Origin of the sequence: Brevibacillus sp. NSP2.1, assembly GCF_000470975.2 — a bacterium.
Classification (GTDB): Bacteria; Bacillota; Bacilli; order Brevibacillales; family Brevibacillaceae; genus Brevibacillus; species Brevibacillus agri.
The window spans coordinates 1,239,917-1,254,087 of sequence record NZ_CP048274.1; the positions used below are offsets into that span (position 1 = coordinate 1,239,917).

The 14,171-nt window shown below is 55.4% G+C and carries 17 protein-coding genes and 1 pseudogene; 15 read left to right on the forward strand and 3 right to left on the reverse strand.

All coding sequences use genetic code 11. The annotated features are described in order from the left end of the window. Positions 1 to 15 precede the first annotated feature (15 nt). From M655_RS06085 to M655_RS06105, 5 genes are all read left to right on the forward strand, one after another. Positions 16 to 1,017 (forward strand): NAD-dependent epimerase/dehydratase family protein, encoded by a 1,002-nt coding sequence (locus tag M655_RS06085; RefSeq protein WP_025849078.1) that lies wholly within the window; start codon positions 16 to 18, stop codon positions 1,015 to 1,017. Next, on the forward strand, positions 1,007 to 1,864 hold the full coding sequence (locus M655_RS06090) for an MBL fold metallo-hydrolase (protein WP_005827454.1): 858 nt from the start codon (positions 1,007 to 1,009) through the stop codon (positions 1,862 to 1,864). The genes M655_RS06085 and M655_RS06090 overlap by 11 nt, the downstream gene beginning before the upstream one ends. Then, positions 1,852 to 3,189, forward strand: a complete 1,338-nt coding sequence (locus tag M655_RS06095; protein WP_026558139.1) for a F390 synthetase-related protein — start codon at positions 1,852 to 1,854, stop codon at positions 3,187 to 3,189. The genes M655_RS06090 and M655_RS06095 overlap by 13 nt, the downstream gene beginning before the upstream one ends. Continuing rightward, positions 3,167 to 4,327 carry a GNAT family N-acetyltransferase gene (locus M655_RS06100; protein ID WP_051353958.1) on the forward strand — a complete coding sequence of 387 codons (1,161 nt, stop codon included), beginning with the start codon at positions 3,167 to 3,169 and terminating at the stop codon, positions 4,325 to 4,327. The genes M655_RS06095 and M655_RS06100 overlap by 23 nt, the downstream gene beginning before the upstream one ends. A gap of 96 nt (positions 4,328 to 4,423) precedes the next feature. After that, positions 4,424 to 5,320 carry a DMT family transporter gene (locus tag M655_RS06105; RefSeq protein ID WP_007780273.1) on the forward strand — a complete coding sequence of 299 codons (897 nt, stop codon included), beginning with the start codon at positions 4,424 to 4,426 and terminating at the stop codon, positions 5,318 to 5,320. Between the two features lie 18 nt (positions 5,321 to 5,338). Here M655_RS06105 and M655_RS06110 read toward each other — a convergent pair whose 3' ends face one another. Then, on the reverse strand, positions 5,339 to 6,046 hold the full coding sequence (locus M655_RS06110; protein ID WP_026558141.1) for an ArsR/SmtB family transcription factor: 708 nt from the start codon (positions 6,044 to 6,046) through the stop codon (positions 5,339 to 5,341). Between the two features lie 197 nt (positions 6,047 to 6,243). On the opposite strand from M655_RS06110, the gene M655_RS06115 reads away from it, so the two are divergent. The 3 genes from M655_RS06115 (at position 6,244) to M655_RS06125 (ending at position 7,653) form a co-directional block, all read left to right on the forward strand. Next, positions 6,244 to 6,774 carry a LysE family translocator gene (locus M655_RS06115; RefSeq protein ID WP_026558142.1) on the forward strand — a complete coding sequence of 177 codons (531 nt, stop codon included), beginning with the start codon at positions 6,244 to 6,246 and terminating at the stop codon, positions 6,772 to 6,774. Positions 6,775 to 6,800: 26 nt separating this feature from the next. Next, the gene (locus M655_RS06120) at positions 6,801 to 7,214 is read left to right on the forward strand and encodes an AraC family transcriptional regulator (RefSeq protein WP_007780284.1); all 414 of its coding nucleotides are present in this window, start codon (positions 6,801 to 6,803) and stop codon (positions 7,212 to 7,214) included. Positions 7,215 to 7,278: 64 nt separating this feature from the next. Beyond that, positions 7,279 to 7,653 carry a hotdog domain-containing protein gene (locus tag M655_RS06125; RefSeq protein WP_025849067.1) on the forward strand — a complete coding sequence of 125 codons (375 nt, stop codon included), beginning with the start codon at positions 7,279 to 7,281 and terminating at the stop codon, positions 7,651 to 7,653. A 32-nt stretch (positions 7,654 to 7,685) separates the two neighbouring features. On the opposite strand, the gene M655_RS06130 is transcribed toward M655_RS06125, so the two are convergent. Further along, complete coding sequence (locus M655_RS06130; protein ID WP_007781104.1) at positions 7,686 to 8,138, reverse strand: cache domain-containing protein; 453 nt, start codon at positions 8,136 to 8,138, stop codon at positions 7,686 to 7,688. 321 nt (positions 8,139 to 8,459) lie between these two features. Between M655_RS06130 and lplA the strand changes: the two genes are divergently transcribed. The 6 genes from lplA (at position 8,460) to M655_RS06160 (ending at position 13,127) form a co-directional block, all read left to right on the forward strand. Next, positions 8,460 to 9,452, forward strand: a complete 993-nt coding sequence (gene lplA, locus M655_RS06135; RefSeq protein WP_007781102.1) for a lipoate--protein ligase — start codon at positions 8,460 to 8,462, stop codon at positions 9,450 to 9,452. A gap of 44 nt (positions 9,453 to 9,496) precedes the next feature. Next, positions 9,497 to 10,066: an ABC transporter substrate-binding protein gene (locus M655_RS06140; protein ID WP_241752962.1), complete on the forward strand. Its 570-nt coding sequence runs from the start codon at positions 9,497 to 9,499 to the stop codon at positions 10,064 to 10,066. Positions 10,067 to 10,284: 218 nt separating this feature from the next. After that, positions 10,285 to 10,629, forward strand: a complete 345-nt coding sequence (locus tag M655_RS06145; protein ID WP_026558143.1) for an ArsR/SmtB family transcription factor — start codon at positions 10,285 to 10,287, stop codon at positions 10,627 to 10,629. 27 nt (positions 10,630 to 10,656) lie between these two features. Then, entirely contained in the window at positions 10,657 to 11,172 is a 516-nt protein-coding gene (locus tag M655_RS06150) for an SRPBCC family protein (RefSeq protein WP_025849060.1), read from the forward strand. A gap of 124 nt (positions 11,173 to 11,296) precedes the next feature. Beyond that, the gene (locus M655_RS06155; RefSeq protein WP_007783904.1) at positions 11,297 to 11,827 is read left to right on the forward strand and encodes an RNA polymerase sigma factor; all 531 of its coding nucleotides are present in this window, start codon (positions 11,297 to 11,299) and stop codon (positions 11,825 to 11,827) included. After that, entirely contained in the window at positions 11,811 to 13,127 is a 1,317-nt protein-coding gene (locus M655_RS06160; RefSeq protein WP_007783902.1) for a penicillin-binding transpeptidase domain-containing protein, read from the forward strand. The genes M655_RS06155 and M655_RS06160 overlap by 17 nt, the downstream gene beginning before the upstream one ends. Before the next feature lie 114 nt (positions 13,128 to 13,241). Here M655_RS06160 and M655_RS06165 read toward each other — a convergent pair. Further along, positions 13,242 to 13,937, reverse strand: a pseudogene (locus tag M655_RS06165) (EamA family transporter); the annotation flags it as partial. A 32-nt stretch (positions 13,938 to 13,969) separates the two neighbouring features. Between M655_RS06165 and M655_RS06170 the strand changes: the two are divergent. Further along, positions 13,970 to 14,167 carry a LysR substrate-binding domain-containing protein gene (locus M655_RS06170; protein WP_026558144.1) on the forward strand — a complete coding sequence of 66 codons (198 nt, stop codon included), beginning with the start codon at positions 13,970 to 13,972 and terminating at the stop codon, positions 14,165 to 14,167. Positions 14,168 to 14,171: the final 4 nt, after the last annotated feature.

Here is a 14,171-nt window from a genome sequence, read left to right on the forward strand (position 1 = left end):
GGAAGGGAAAGGCAGATGAAAAAACGCGTGCTCGTTACAGGGGGCACAGGCTTCCTTGGGCAAAAGCTGGTGCAGCGGCTGCACGAAGAGGGGCATGAGGTGACCGCGCTGGGGCGGGATGAAACGATCGGGCGCAAGCTGCAGGAGCGCGGCATCCGCTTTGTCCGCGCCGACATCCGGGACAGGCAGGCTGTAGCGGACGCCTGCCGCGGCCAGGAGATTGTCCAGCACGTTGCCGCGTTTTCCTCGCCATGGGGAAAGTACGGGGACATGTACGAGACGAATGTGAGCGGCACCGTTCACGTCATCGAAGGCTGCAAGCAGCACGGGATCGAGCGGCTCGTTCACGTATCCAGCCCGAGCATTTACTTTGCGTTTGCCGATGCGTACGGCATCCAGGAAGAGCAGCCGTTGCCGCGCCGATTCGCCAATACATATGCAGAGACGAAGCACCTGGCAGAGCTTGCGGTGGCCAAGGCGTACCGCGAAGGGCTGCCGACGATTACGATTCGGCCGCGCGCGCTGTTCGGGCCGGGAGACAATGCGATCCTGCCGCGGCTGATTCGCGCCAACGAGCAGAAGTACGTCCCGCTGATCGGCGGGGGAAAAGCGCTGATCGACTTGACGTATGTGGACAATGTCGTCGACGCGCTGCTGTTGTGCATGGACTCGCCCGGCAGCACGTTTGGGCAAGCTTACAACATTACGAACGGAGAGCCTGTCACGCTCGTTGACGTGCTGACAGACGTGTTCAGGCGGCTGGACATGCCGCTGCGGGCAAAGGAAGTGCCCTACTGGAAAGCCTACGCGGCCGCATGGGTGCTGGAGAGCCTCTCGCGCACCGTCCTGGGCTACCGCGAGCCTGTGCTGACGCGCTACTCGGTCGGGGTGCTCGCCAAATCGCAGACGCTGGACATTTCCAAGGCGCGGCGGGAGCTTGGCTACAAGCCGCGCGTGAGCATCGCGGAAGGGATCGACACTTTTGCAGCATGGTGGAGGACGGAGCATGGACGTTAAACTGACATGGCTGGATACGGGCTACTGCCGCCAGTTGGAGCTGTTTTCGCGCCAAGGCGGGAAGTTGAAAATGATCCGCTTCCATGCGCTCGCCGGGCTGATCGAGCACCCGGAGCACGGCCTGTGGCTGTTTGACACGGGCTACTCGCCGCGGTTTTTCGAGGCGACGAGCGCGTTTCCGTATTCGCTCTACAGCAAAATCACGCCTGTCGTCACACAGGCCGAGCAAAGCGTCCGGGCGCAGCTTGCGCGGCACGGAATCGCGGCGGACGCGGTGCAGGGCATTTTGCTCTCGCATTTTCACGCCGACCATATCGGCGGCTTGCGCGATTTTCCGCGCGCCCGGCTGTATTGCTTCGAGAGCGCCTATTTGCACGTCAAGGGCAAAACAGGCTTGGCGGCCGTGCGCGAAGCGTATTTGCCGGACCTCATGCCGGATGATTTCGAAGAGCGCGCGACGTTTGTTGACCGCATGGCGCCGACTGCTTTGCCGCAAAAGTACGCGCCCTATACGACAGGGTACGACCTGTTTGCGGACGGGAGCCTGCTCGCAGTCGACCTCCCCGGCCATGCCAAAGGGCAATTCGGGCTGTTCCTGCGCGACCGCGATCACGGCGAGCTGTTTTTATGCGCAGATGCGGCCTGGTCGAGCGAGGCGTACCGGGGCAATTTGCTGCCGCATCCGCTGGCCAGGCTCATCATGTCCGATCGCCAGGCATACCGGGATGAGCTGCACAGGTTGCACCTGTTGTCGCGCCAGTGCGCGGACGTGCGGATCATGCCGACCCATTGCGGGGAAGTGTGGGAGACGACGAGAGAGGGCGGAGATTTTTCATGGAGATCATGACGCTGCTTGGGCAATACATACGGACGAAATGGCTTGCGCGGCGCTTTTCCACGCGCGAGCAACTGGAAAAATGGCAGGATCGCCAAGTACAGACGCTGCTTGCCCGCGTGCTGCCGGCCTCTCCCTTTTACCTGAAACGGATGGGGACGCTGCGGCTCGACGAGTGGCGCAAGCTTGCGCCGATTGACAAAAAGCTGATGATGGAGCATTTTGACGAACTGAACACGCGGCGCATCGCTAAAGAAGAGGCGTTTCGCATCGCGCTTGCGGCGGAGAACACGCGCGACTTCACGCCGCAGATCAAAGGGATTACGGTCGGCCTGTCGTCGGGCACGTCCGGCAATCGCGGGCTGTTTCTCGTCGGGCCACAGGAACAGGCGAAGTGGGCCGGAACGATTCTCGCCAAAGCGCTGCCAGGGCAGCTCTGGTCCGAGCAGCGGATTGCCTTTTTCCTGCGGGCCAACAGCAATTTGTACGAGGCGGTCGACAGGCGGCGCATTCAGTTCGCCTTTTTCGACTTGCAGCATGCGCTGGCCGAACATCTGGAGCGGCTGAATCGCTATCAGCCGACTGTTCTGGTGGCCCCGGCGTCCATGCTGCGCATGCTGGCAAAAGCGCAGCGGCAAGGAAGCCTGCGGGTGTCACCTGTGAAAGTGATCTCGGTGGCGGAGGTGCTCGACCCGCTGGACGAGGCGTACATCGAGGCGAGCTTCGATCAGCGGGTTCACCAGATTTATCAATGCACGGAAGGGCTTTTGGCGGTCAGTTGCGCGCACGGGACGCTGCACGTAAACGAAGACATTTTGGTGATGGAAAAAGAGTACCTCGATGAGCGAAAAGAGCGGTTTTTCCCGATCCTGACCGATTTTTCCCGCGAGACGCAGCCGATCATCCGCTACCGTCTGAATGACATTTTGACGGAAAGGCGCACGCCGTGCCCGTGCGGTTCAATCTTCATGGCGCTGGAGTCGGTCGAGGGCCGCTCGGATGATCTGTTTTGGTTTTGGCATGAAACCGAGAACCGCCCCGTCTCGATCTTCCCGGACTTCATCCGGCGGGCGGTGATCGCCGCGTCTGCCGAGATCGAGGAATATACGGTTCGTCAACTGAGCATGGAGCAGGTGGAAGTCGCGCTGCTCGTGAACGGCGCACAGGCGGCGGACGCAAAGCGGCAAGTGCGGCAAAGTCTCGCGGCGGTCATTCGCTCGCATGGGGGAAAAGTGCCAGCGATTGACTTTGTTCCGTACCAGCTTCACTCGGGCACGAAAAAACTGCGGCGCGTGGAGAGGGTGTTTGCGTTCGATGAGCAGCAAGGACGAAATTAGGCTTTGCGAGGCACAAGAGCTGGCTCGCATGGATTGGGGGCAGCTTGAGGACGGGGAGTACGCTCGCGACTATTTGACGGCGCTTCTGGCAGATACGCCGACGCGCCACGTCCACAACGTGCGCACGCAGTTGCTCGGGCTGCTGGCAGGAGGGCGAGTCATGCCTGTGACGGTCAATGACGCGGAGTACGACAACTCGTATGTGTGCTCGCCGTACACGCACTTTGTCGCCTATGCGCGCGAGGAACTGGACATGCTGGATTCCCGGCTGTTGAAGAGGCTGTTTACCCCCGTTCTGGCAGGAGTTGGACTATGGATGAAAAGAAGCCGCTGCAATCAGATTGCGATCGTGAACAACTGGTTGTTGTCGACGAATTTGTACCACGCCTGGACGGCGGAGCAGGCCGGGGAGATTGCGCGCTTTTGCGCCAAAAAGTTCCCGCGCCACGTCATTGCTTTTCGCTCTGTTTGCCAGCGGCTGTGCCCGGAGCTGTACAGCGGTCTGAAGCAAGCGGGCTGCATCATGGTGCCGAGCCGCTACGTCTACCTGTTCCACCCGGATTGGCCGGGCGAGGGCACGTGGCGGGTGCGCAATACGCTGTCCCGCGACCGCAAGCTGCTGGCGAAATCGGGCTACCGCGTCCTGCGCCACGATGAGCTGGCGGAAGGGCAGGCAGAGCGGATCGTCGAGCTGTACAACGCTTTGTACCTGGACAAATACTCGCGGCTAAACCCGCAGTTTAGCGAAGAGTTCGTCCGGCTGGCGATGCGCAGGCGGACTTTGACTTTGATCGGACTGGAAAAGGACGGGCGGCTGGACGGGATTCTCGGCTACTTCGTGCGCAACGGAGTCATGACCACGCCTTTGTTCGGCTACGATACGAGACTGCCGAGAGAGACGGGGCTGTACCGGATGCTGTCAAGCCTGTTGGTGCAGGAGGCGGAGCGGGAAGGACTGCTGCTGCATCAGAGCGCGGGAGTCGGCGCCTTCAAGGCGGACAGGGGCGCGATCGGCGAGCCGGAGTACACCGCGGTCTACGTCAGGCATCTGCCGCCCTATCGGCGCTGGATATGGCAGGCGCTGGCCTTTTTGCTGGAGCGAATCGGGATCAGGCTGGTGGAAAAATACGAGCTGTAGCGACGGCGAACTTATACACTTCGATCCGCATCGTAACTTCCTTTGTGTACACTGACGGTATCACTTGCTACCTGTTTGCAAGAAGGAGGAAACGAGATGAATCGGTTGTGGTTCGGAATGCTCGTGGTGGTCACGACGTCGCTGATGGGCTCGTCGTTTGCGGTAGGAAAAATCGGCTTGGCCTACTTCTCGCCGCTTTTGCTCGTCGGTCTGCGCTTTACGCTCGCCGGGCTGTTGCTGGCGCTGTGGGTACGGAAAAAACCGCTCCCGAGATCGGGGCGTGAGTGGGGGCAGCTTGGTTTGATCGGCTTTTTGCAGACGGCGGCGGTCATGGGCTGTATCTTTTTGAGCCTGCGCACGATTACGGCGGGCGAGTCTTCGATCTTGACGTTCCTAAATCCGCTGCTCGTCGTCATCTGGGGGACGTTGTTTCTCAGAGTCACCTACCGGCTCTCGCAATGGCTCGGGGTGCTGATCGGGCTGTGCGGCGTGTTCATCACGCTCGGCTTTCATTTGCAGTGGGAGTCGGGGACGTTGTTCGGGCTAGGCTCGGCACTCGCCTGGTCGATTGCCACGATCCTCGTCAAACGGTGGGGCGTCCGCTTTAACGTCTGGGTGATGACGGCCTATCAAATGCTGTTCGGCGGCCTGCTGCTTCTGCTCATGGGCGTGACGCTGGAGACGCCCAAGCTGATCGTGACCACTGCTTCGCTGTTGATCGTGCTGTGGCTTGCGATCATGGCTTCCATCGTGCAGTTCGCCACCTGGTTTTACTTGCTCAGTCAGGGAGATCCGGGCCGCACCAGCGCTTTTCTGTTTCTCGCCCCGTTTTTCGGCGTGCTCTCGGGCTGGGTGCTGCTGGGGGAGGTCGTCATGTGGCACGTGTACGCCGGGGGCCTGTTGATTTTTGCGGGCATATTTCTCGTCAACTGGACGTTTGGCCCCCAAAAACAGTTGCTTGCTTCCTCGCATGCGGCAAAGGCGAAAGCGTAAGGCCTCAGGAAAGCTCGCCTAGACGCGTTCCTTGCCGCTTTTGACTTCCAAGCCAAATTCAGCGAGAAATCCGGCCGCGCCGTCCGGCGTGACGCGTACAGCCCGGCCGCCGGGAATTCTTTCGATCCAGCCTAGCTCAAACAAGCGGTTGGTCAGAGAAGCGCCGAGGCTGCCTGCGAGATGATGGCGGCGTTCGCTCCAGTCCAGGCATTGGCGGGCAAAGCGCCGTCTGCTTTTCGGGCGGGCGTCCACCTCGACGCCGAGTGATTGCAGCTTAACTTTGCCAGCTTCATTCAGCACAAAGTCTTGGCCGGATGCTTCCAAAAGCCGCAGCTCTATCATTTTTTGCGTCAGGGCGACGCCGACTTCTCCTGCGAGATGGTCATAGCACGTGCGCGCATAGCGCAACACCCGCAGTTGCTCGGACTCGCGCAACGAGCGCACAGGCGCCGGGTTCGCAATCGTCAAAAGCGCCTCCATGGCGTGAGCGACCTCGGGGCTTGCCAGTCGGTAGTAGCGGTGTCTGCCGTGGGATTCGCTTTGCAAAAGCCCCCCTTCGACCAGCTTGGCCAGATGGGTGCTGGCTGTTTGCGGGGTGATCTTGGCGAGGCGGGCAAGCTCGCTAGCCGGAAGCGCTTTGCCGCCCATCAGGCTGACCAGCATGGAGACGCGGGACGGCTCGCCGATCAGGGAGGCAATTTCCGCAATATTCGGGCTAGTGTTCATTTGGCGACACACTCCTTTCATTCATGATTCGATCATAAACGAAGTGTGTGTGCGAAGACAACGGCGAAAAAATGCCCGAGGCATTGGCTGCGCAATGATATTACACAACAGACGTATCGGCATCCTGCAATAATGTACTATATCGCCATTCATTTTAAGGTGTAAATTACATGAGAATCCTGAAAGGAGTTTTTCTCATGAATATTACATCTTTGCTAATTTACTGTTTTATTGTTACGTTTACACCAGGACCTACTAACATCGTCATATTGTCCACAGTGAATCATTTTGGGACAAAAAAGGCAAGGGAATATACGTATGGAGCAACGATTGCTTTTGGAATCTTACTTGCTGTTTCTGGTACGTTGAATACGATGCTGGCGACGATCATCCCCAAAATTTTCATTATCATGCAGATAATCGGAACCATTTATATGTTCTATCTCGCTTACCAAATTTACAAAATGGATTCATCAGACCGAACTGTAAACCAGACCGGCCCCTTTCTGACCGGCTTCCTTATGCAGTTTTTAAATGTTTTTCCCAGCTATATCATGCCCTACTACAACGCTATGCCTGCGGTGACTCTCAGTGTGATCGCGATAACGATGATTACCTGGATTGTTTTCGGTACAATCTTCAGGCAGTTTTTACAGAAGCATAAAAAGACAGTGAATGTAATCATGGCGTTATTTTTGGTTTATGCTGCCATAATGATATGGGTGTAGGGAAGCGAAGGAAGAGGTGAACCGGGATGGACAAATTTATCTATAAAAAATCGGCAGGTATTACTGCCCTAGCGGCAAGTATTACGGAGTTTACGTATAAAAAGCATTCCCACAAGGAATATGCAATCGGTGTCACATTGCGGGGGATTCAACATTATACGTTGGATGGCAGTTTGCAATTATTGTATCAAAATGGTGTGATGCTTTTTCATCCGGAACAGGCGCATACCGGAATTTCACCATACCAGTACTTTCTTAATTGCAAGATAGAACGTGCCAAACAACTCATAGAAAAAAAGAGAGATATTTATTCAGCAGTCGCCGAATGTGGTTTTGTTGATTTGGCGCATGTAAATAAACACTTTAAAAGCGTGTATGGAACAACTGCCTTTGAATATTTGTCGCATGTGAATGGCGGAGGACGCAGGCCATGTAGATGATTGAGCGAAGTTATCTGGACGAGCGCGAATCAGTCGGCATTCGAAAATAAGGGAGGAGATTCCTGTGTCATTAAAAGTGGGAGAGGTTATCACGTTTGAACGAACTTTTACGGCAGAAGACGTGAAAGGGTTTACGAAAATTTCCGGTGATGAAGGAGTTCATCATGTTACCCCGGACGAACAGGGAAGGCTGGTCGTCCAAGGGTTATTAACTGCTACCTTGCCAACCAAAGTAGGGGGAGATTACAACGTACTCGCCCGCACGATGAATTTTGAGTTTATCAGGCCGGTATTTACGGGAGATACAATCATTTGTGAGGTCACCATTGAGCGATTTGAAAAGCAAGCGAATCGAACGGCTATTTGTGCATCCTTTTTATGTAAAAATCAGCATGAGAAAGAAGTTTTGAAAGGGAATTTTTCAGGCGTAATCTTGTAAACAGTGTCTGCTTTTTTTAAAACGAAAGGCATTCACAGCGTCACAAAGCGTATGCAGGACCGGAAAACCGATCCAGCAGGAGGGGGGAAATGGGCATGAAAAAGGGAATGGAAGGAATGGCTCTGCTGGGGACGTTTTTCGTCCAGTACAAACATGTAGCCGCTCGCACCGGAGTCGATGTTCGGGTTGATCGTTCGTGTTCCGTCCGCTTGCTTCGGACCGAGGATGTGCTGCTTCACTTGCTCTTGTGCATCTTCTATGCTGATTTTGCCTGCGTCGACTTGTTTTTGCAGGACTTCGATCATCTCTATCGTCAGATGCACGTTGTTTTTCAGGATGCGCGAACCTAGTTCGCTCAGTCCAGCGCTGGCAGAGTTGTAGCCTTGAAAGCCGATGATAAGGCTGGGGATTGCCAGCAGCAGCAGACACATCATCACGAGCTTGGTACGCAATGATACGGATTGGGAATGCTGGACTGCTTTCATAAAACTGAACACCTCACTGCTTCATAAGATTTCGGATGAATGAAACACCAAGATGATCTCGACGGGCCGACCATTTTTCATAGACGCACAGTAGGGAAAAAGATTCGTCTAGGTTTAGTCTAAAATACCTATGTATAGTTATCGACAAAAGCTAGAAATAGATTTAGTCTAATTCAGCAGAAAATTTTAAATTTTTCCGAACGATGTGTAGCAAGTCTGCCTGGCAATGTTCAGGAATGGAGAAAAGGCGATCTTGCAGTGTTTGCCAGCGAGTCGTGGTATGATAGAAGAGAGAGAACGAATTGGGATGGAGGCTGCGTGATGAAATTCATAGATAACCAAGGCATTACAGACCCCCGCATCAATCTGGCTATTGAGGAATACGCGCTGAAACATTTGCCCGCAAGCGAAGATTACTTGTTGTTTTACATAAATGAACCTTCGATCATCATCGGAAAAAATCAGAACACGATCGAAGAAATCAATGCCGCCTACGTCGAGGAAAACAACATCCACGTCGTGCGCAGGCTGTCTGGCGGCGGAGCCGTCTACCACGACCTCGGCAACCTCAACTTCAGCTTCATCACCAACGACGACGGCGAGTCTTTTCACAACTTCCGCAAATTCACCGAGCCGGTCGTCCAGGCGCTGAAAAAGCTGGGCGTCGAGGCGGAGCTGACCGGACGCAACGACATTCAGGTCGGAGAGCGGAAAATTTCCGGCAATGCGCAGTATTCGACCAAAGGCCGGATGTTCAGCCACGGCACGCTGCTGTTTGACTCCGAAATGGAAAACGTGGTGTCTGCCCTGAAAGTAAACGCCGCGAAAATCCAGTCGAAGGGCATCAAGTCCATTCGCAGCCGCGTCGCCAACATCTCCGAGTTTTTGCCGCAGCCGATGACGATTGAAGAGTTTCGCCTGGCGATTCTCCATTCCATTTTCGGGGAGGGCCAGGTCGAGGAATACAAGCTGACCGACGAAGACTGGGCGAAGATTCACGAGCTGTCCAAAGCCCGCTACCAGAGCTGGGACTGGAACTACGGCAAATCGCCGAAGAGCAACTACCGCCAGACGAAGCGGTTTGAGAACATTGGCAGCATTGAGGTGCAGCTCGATATCGAGAAGGGAAAAATCAAGGAAGCGAAAATATACGGAGACTTCTTCGGCGTGCGAGACGTAGCCGAGTTGGAGGAACTGCTGCGCGATACGCCGTATGATCGCGCGTCTGTCAGCGAGCGGCTCGCCGGCGTCAACCTGCAGGAGTTTTTCGGCAACCTCGACCGGGAAGCGTTCGTCTCCTTGCTGATCGCATAAAACACGCATCGTCCGAAGCGGATTCGCGGACCGCCGCCAGTCTGTTGTTTTTTGGCACAGGCAAGAACAGGCACGGCAAAAAAACAAACGGACGTGACGGTTTCGCTGATCGCAAGCGGTTGCTGCCGCTTATCGGCCGCCTGTTCGGACAGGAAGAAGATGTGAACAAATGGCTGGCTGGCTACGACGAGAAGACGAAAACAATGCGCGAGCAGCTCAAGCAGACATACGGCGACCAGAGCTTCATGTTCCTCGCTGTAACGCCGAAACTGTTCCGCGTGTACGGAAACTACGGCTATGCGGACATCCTGTTCTCGGATCTCGGCTTAAAGCCGGCAGCGGGAACACCTGCCGATAAAACAATGGAAATGGTCGAGCTGGAAGGACTGTCGAAGTTTCAGCCGGACCATCTGTTCCTCGTCAACTTCGGCGGCAAAGCGGATGAGGTTTACGCAGAGCTGAAAAAGAGCCCGGTTTGGAACAGCAACAAAGCCGTTCAACAAGGCCATCTTTATGAAGTGACGAACGAAACGTTCAACATCAAAGCGTTTGGCCCAATCGGCAAGGAAATGCTGCTTGGGGAGATCGGGGCGATGTTGCTGAAAAAGCAATAACCATGCGCTCGGCACAGTAGAAGCGGGAAAGAAACGCAATGTTTCTTCCGGCTTCTTTTTTTGGGGAAGACTGTTGGACAGACGAGCGTTTCCTTTTTTAAAATATTCCTTTACGAGAATATTCCCTATCGCGTATATTGTGGATAACAGACAGATGACCGGAGTGGCAAAGGAGATGAGAAAATACCGAGAAATCATCATGTAATGAGGTGAATGACATGTCAGGGAACAATCCGGACATGGGCATGACAACGCTGGGCGCTTTGGCTGAACCGAATCGTCTGCAGATCGTAGAGCTTTTGCGCGACGGTCCTTTGACTGTGGGCGAGATTGCCGATCGGCTCGGACTTCGCCAGCCCCAAGCCTCGAAGCACTTGAAGGTGTTGAGCGACAACGGAATTGTGGAAGCCAAAGCCGAGGCGAACCGCCGGATTTACCGACTGCGGCCGGAACCGTTCCAGGCGCTCGATGCCTGGGTAAAATCATTCCAGCGCATCATGGAACAAAGGTACGACAATCTGGAAGACTACTTGCGGGAATTGCAGAACAAGGAAAAATTCTAGAGTGTACAAAAACGAGGAGGAATCGTCATGTCCAGAAACGCAATGGTGTCGAGAGTAGAAGGAGATCGCGTACTGGTGCTGGAGCGTGTTTTCGACGCACCGCGCGAGCTTGTGTTCCAGATGTTTAAAGAGTCGGAGCATCTCAAGCGCTGGTGGGGACCGAGAGGCTGGGAGGTTCCGGTTTGCCACATTGATTTTCGCCCGGAAGGCGTCTGGCATTACTGCATGAAGTGTGCCGATCAGAGCCACGGCGAGTATTACGGCAGGGAATCGTGGGGCAAAGGCGTGTACAAGGAGATCGACGAGCCGAACAAGATCGTCTACCTCGACTACTTCTCCGATGCAGAAGGAAACGTGGACGAGTCGCTGCCGTCGACAGAGGTCACGCTGGAATTTATCGACGTGGACGGCAAAACGAAGCTGGTCAACCGGGCGGAATACGCGTCCGCAGAGGCGCTCAAGACGGTCATGGACATGGGCATGCTGCAAGGCATCACGGAGACGTGGGACCGTTTGGAAGAGCGCTTGAACGAAATAAAATAAGAGATCGAGCAAGGCCGCCTGGCTGTGGAGCTGGCGGCTTTTTCTTTTTTTGCGCAAAAAATGTAAGCAAATTTTATTTTTTCGTCTAATCAATAAGAACAACGTTAGATGAAGGAGCGAAGCAATGGAGCCGGATGACAGAATCGAGCAATGGTTTCTACGATACGGCAACGATGTGTACCAGTACCTGGCCTATTTTACAGGCCGAAGAGACGTGGAGGATTTGGTTCAGGAAGTATTCACGAAGGCGCTGAAAGCCTTGTCCGGCTATGAAGGCAGGGCGCAGCCCAGGACGTGGCTGCTTGCGATCGCGCGGCACACGGCGATCGACCATCTGCGCAAGCAAAAAATGATCGACTGGTTCCCGGAGTCGATCCTCCGGTTTCTCCGTTCCAGGGAGCGCACGCCGGAGAAAGCATTGGTGTTAAAGGAGCAGCTACAAGAGGTGTACCAGACGATGAACCAGCTCAAAAGGACGTATCGCGAAGTTTTGATCTTGCGCCTGATCGAAGGCGTATCGACGGAGGAGACAGCCGAAATTTTGGGGTGGAGCGAAGCAAAAGTGAGCACCACGCTGCACCGGGCAGTCAAAGAGCTGCAAAAACGAATGCGCAATCGCGGCAAGGAGGTCCAGCTACATGACGTCATCTTCTGAAGAAAAAGAGATTAGCAGGCTGCTGCAATCATTTCCGAGGCTCAGCATGGAGGAGGACAAGCAGCGCGACATCATTCGTCAGCTTCGCCAGGACAAGGCGCTGCTCGAAAAGCGGAAAGGACGGACAACGTCCCGCAAAGCTATCGGAGGGATCGCTGCTTTTTTGGCAGCGGTGTGGCTCGCTTCTCCGTTTCTGCCCCCGTCACAAGCTCCATCCCCTCCCGGTAGCCAGAAGACAGAGGGCGAGAGTCGGCCGGCTGCGGGAGCGACGGAGACAGACCTTGTGCTGACGATCGACTCGCAAATCCAGTCGTATGTGGAAAAGGCGCTCGCGCAGACGCACGAAGCTGTGCGTCCGAAAAGCGTGACAGTCATCGTCGCCGACCCGAACAGCGGCGAGATTTTGGGGATAGGCAGTCGGGGGAAGGATGAAAGCGAAAGTCGTTTTGACGGCGCGGTAAAAGCAATGCCTGACCCCGGCGCGGCCTATCAGATTGTGACGCTGGCGGCAGCGATACAGGAAGGCAAGTTTGATCCGCGCGAAATTTACGAATCCGGGACGTACACCGATATTCCGGGCGAACCGATCAAAGATTTCAACAACGGCATCGGCTGGGGGAAAATCACCTATCTGGAAGGAGTTCTTCGTTCCTCGAATGTGGCATTCGCCAAGCTTGCCCACGAACGATTGCAGCGGGAGACGATGCAACAATATTTGCAGCGATTTGGCTTCGGGCAAAAAACTGGGGCAGGGGTGGCAGATGAAGAGGCGGGGCAGCTTCCCAAGCTGGACGAGCCGCGCCAGGTAGCTTTGGCGGCCACGGGGCTGGGCGGTGCGGTTACTCCTCTGCAACAGGTTGCTGCGGTGGGGGCGATCGCCAATGGCGGAAAACTGATGCAGCCGCATCTGTTTAAACAGGCGGGAGCGGGGGAGAACAGCCGTTACATGATCCGCCAGGTCGTCTCGGAGGAAACGGCGGAAAAAGTTCGCGACATATTGGACTCTGTGGTCAACCGCGTTCACGGCTCCGGAGTTGGCCTTCGTCTTGCGCAGGAAGATTATTCGGTAGCGGGAAAGCCTAGTGTGATAGAGAAGACCGATCAGCAGGGGAACGCAACCGGAAAGTACGTTGTTTCCGTGATCGGATTTGCGCCCAGTGACGATCCGAAAGTTTTGGTGTATATCGGGGTGGACGAGCCGCAAAGGGAGTGGCCAGAAGTGCTCAGTTGGAGAAAAATCGTCGCTGAGCCATTCCAGCAGGTCTTGCAAAACAGCTTGCAGCATATACAGAAGCGATGAGCGGCGGCGAGGCGAAAACAGGATAGCTGATTGGCAGAAACAGGGATTCGCGAAGGGCAGGGCATGCTCTCGCGAATCCCGTTGTTTTTTCGGCTGATCGTCCCGATAGATGAATCACGCAGTCGGTACCCCGGCCCGCTTGGTTTTTTCCGGCCTTTTCCCGTATCGGAGCTGTTTTCGCTGAAAATGGTTGTTGCGGATCAGGGCAAAAATGACCAGCAACGTGCCGTAAAACTCGAACATGCTGATTTCGTAGCCTTGAAGCGCCATCAAGGCAAACGTCGTGACCGGAACCAGATTGATGAACAAGATCCCGTTGAGCGGAGTGAGCCTTTTTATCCCTTCATTCCAGCTTAACAGGGCGACTAGTCCCGGCAGCAGGACCATGAAGGCCATTTCATAGCGGATCGAGCTGATGCTTTCCCAGCTCGGGGCGGGTATCCATTGAAGCAGAGTGGCAGTCGCGACCACGCCAAAAGAGACGCCTGTGCCGAGCAAGCACGTCAATGTCGAGTAGCGCAGCGTCGACCAGCCGCCAAAACGCGCGCTCCCCATCGAGTAGACGACCCAGCCGACGACGCCTGTGAAGATGAGCAGCAGCGGGAAAAGCTGGTCGCTTGCCGTGACGAAGAAGGCCAGGCTCCCGTTTGTAATGACCAAGAGCGCCCCGGCCAAAGCGATGGCAATGCTCGTGATCGCATAAGCCGGCGGCCATTTTCTGGTATGCAGGGCAAGCAGCGCGATGGGGATCATCGGCATGAGCACTTCCATGATGGAGGCAGCGATCGTGCCTGTTTCTCCCATAAGCTTTTTCGCGCGATATTTTGGCGAAAATGGAGGATATGCACCGATTTTTTCATCAGACGTCCGTGCCGTCCGGCGTGCTTTCCATCGGCATGGTCGAGACGATCAATCGGCTTTTTGACCTGTTGTCGGCCTATTGCAGCCGGTATCCGCAGGTCGATCTCTCGCTTACGGCTGGCGTAACCGAGCGTCTGCTCCAGCACGTACTCGATGTGGAGCTGGACGGGCGTTCGTGACGGG

Bases quoted from the DNA above. Each gene is read 5' to 3' on its own strand.
- M655_RS06085 (WP_025849078.1), top strand. From the start codon at position 16: ATGAAAAAACGCGTGCTCGTTACAGGGGGCACAGGCTTCCTTGGGCAA.
- M655_RS06090 (WP_005827454.1), top strand. From the start codon at position 1,007: ATGGACGTTAAACTGACATGGCTGGATACGGGCTACTGCCGCCAGTTG.
- M655_RS06095 (WP_026558139.1), top strand. From the start codon at position 1,852: ATGGAGATCATGACGCTGCTTGGGCAATACATACGGACGAAATGGCTT.
- M655_RS06100 (WP_051353958.1), top strand. From the start codon at position 3,167: ATGAGCAGCAAGGACGAAATTAGGCTTTGCGAGGCACAAGAGCTGGCT.
- M655_RS06105 (WP_007780273.1), top strand. From the start codon at position 4,424: ATGAATCGGTTGTGGTTCGGAATGCTCGTGGTGGTCACGACGTCGCTG.
- M655_RS06110 (WP_026558141.1), bottom strand. From the start codon at position 6,046: ATGAACACTAGCCCGAATATTGCGGAAATTGCCTCCCTGATCGGCGAG.
- M655_RS06115 (WP_026558142.1), top strand. From the start codon at position 6,244: ATGAATATTACATCTTTGCTAATTTACTGTTTTATTGTTACGTTTACA.
- M655_RS06120 (WP_007780284.1), top strand. From the start codon at position 6,801: ATGGACAAATTTATCTATAAAAAATCGGCAGGTATTACTGCCCTAGCG.
- M655_RS06130 (WP_007781104.1), bottom strand. From the start codon at position 8,138: ATGAAAGCAGTCCAGCATTCCCAATCCGTATCATTGCGTACCAAGCTC.
- lplA (WP_007781102.1), top strand. From the start codon at position 8,460: ATGAAATTCATAGATAACCAAGGCATTACAGACCCCCGCATCAATCTG.
- M655_RS06145 (WP_026558143.1), top strand. From the start codon at position 10,285: ATGTCAGGGAACAATCCGGACATGGGCATGACAACGCTGGGCGCTTTG.
- M655_RS06150 (WP_025849060.1), top strand. From the start codon at position 10,657: ATGTCCAGAAACGCAATGGTGTCGAGAGTAGAAGGAGATCGCGTACTG.
- M655_RS06155 (WP_007783904.1), top strand. From the start codon at position 11,297: ATGGAGCCGGATGACAGAATCGAGCAATGGTTTCTACGATACGGCAAC.
- M655_RS06160 (WP_007783902.1), top strand. From the start codon at position 11,811: ATGACGTCATCTTCTGAAGAAAAAGAGATTAGCAGGCTGCTGCAATCA.
- M655_RS06170 (WP_026558144.1), top strand. From the start codon at position 13,970: ATGCACCGATTTTTTCATCAGACGTCCGTGCCGTCCGGCGTGCTTTCC.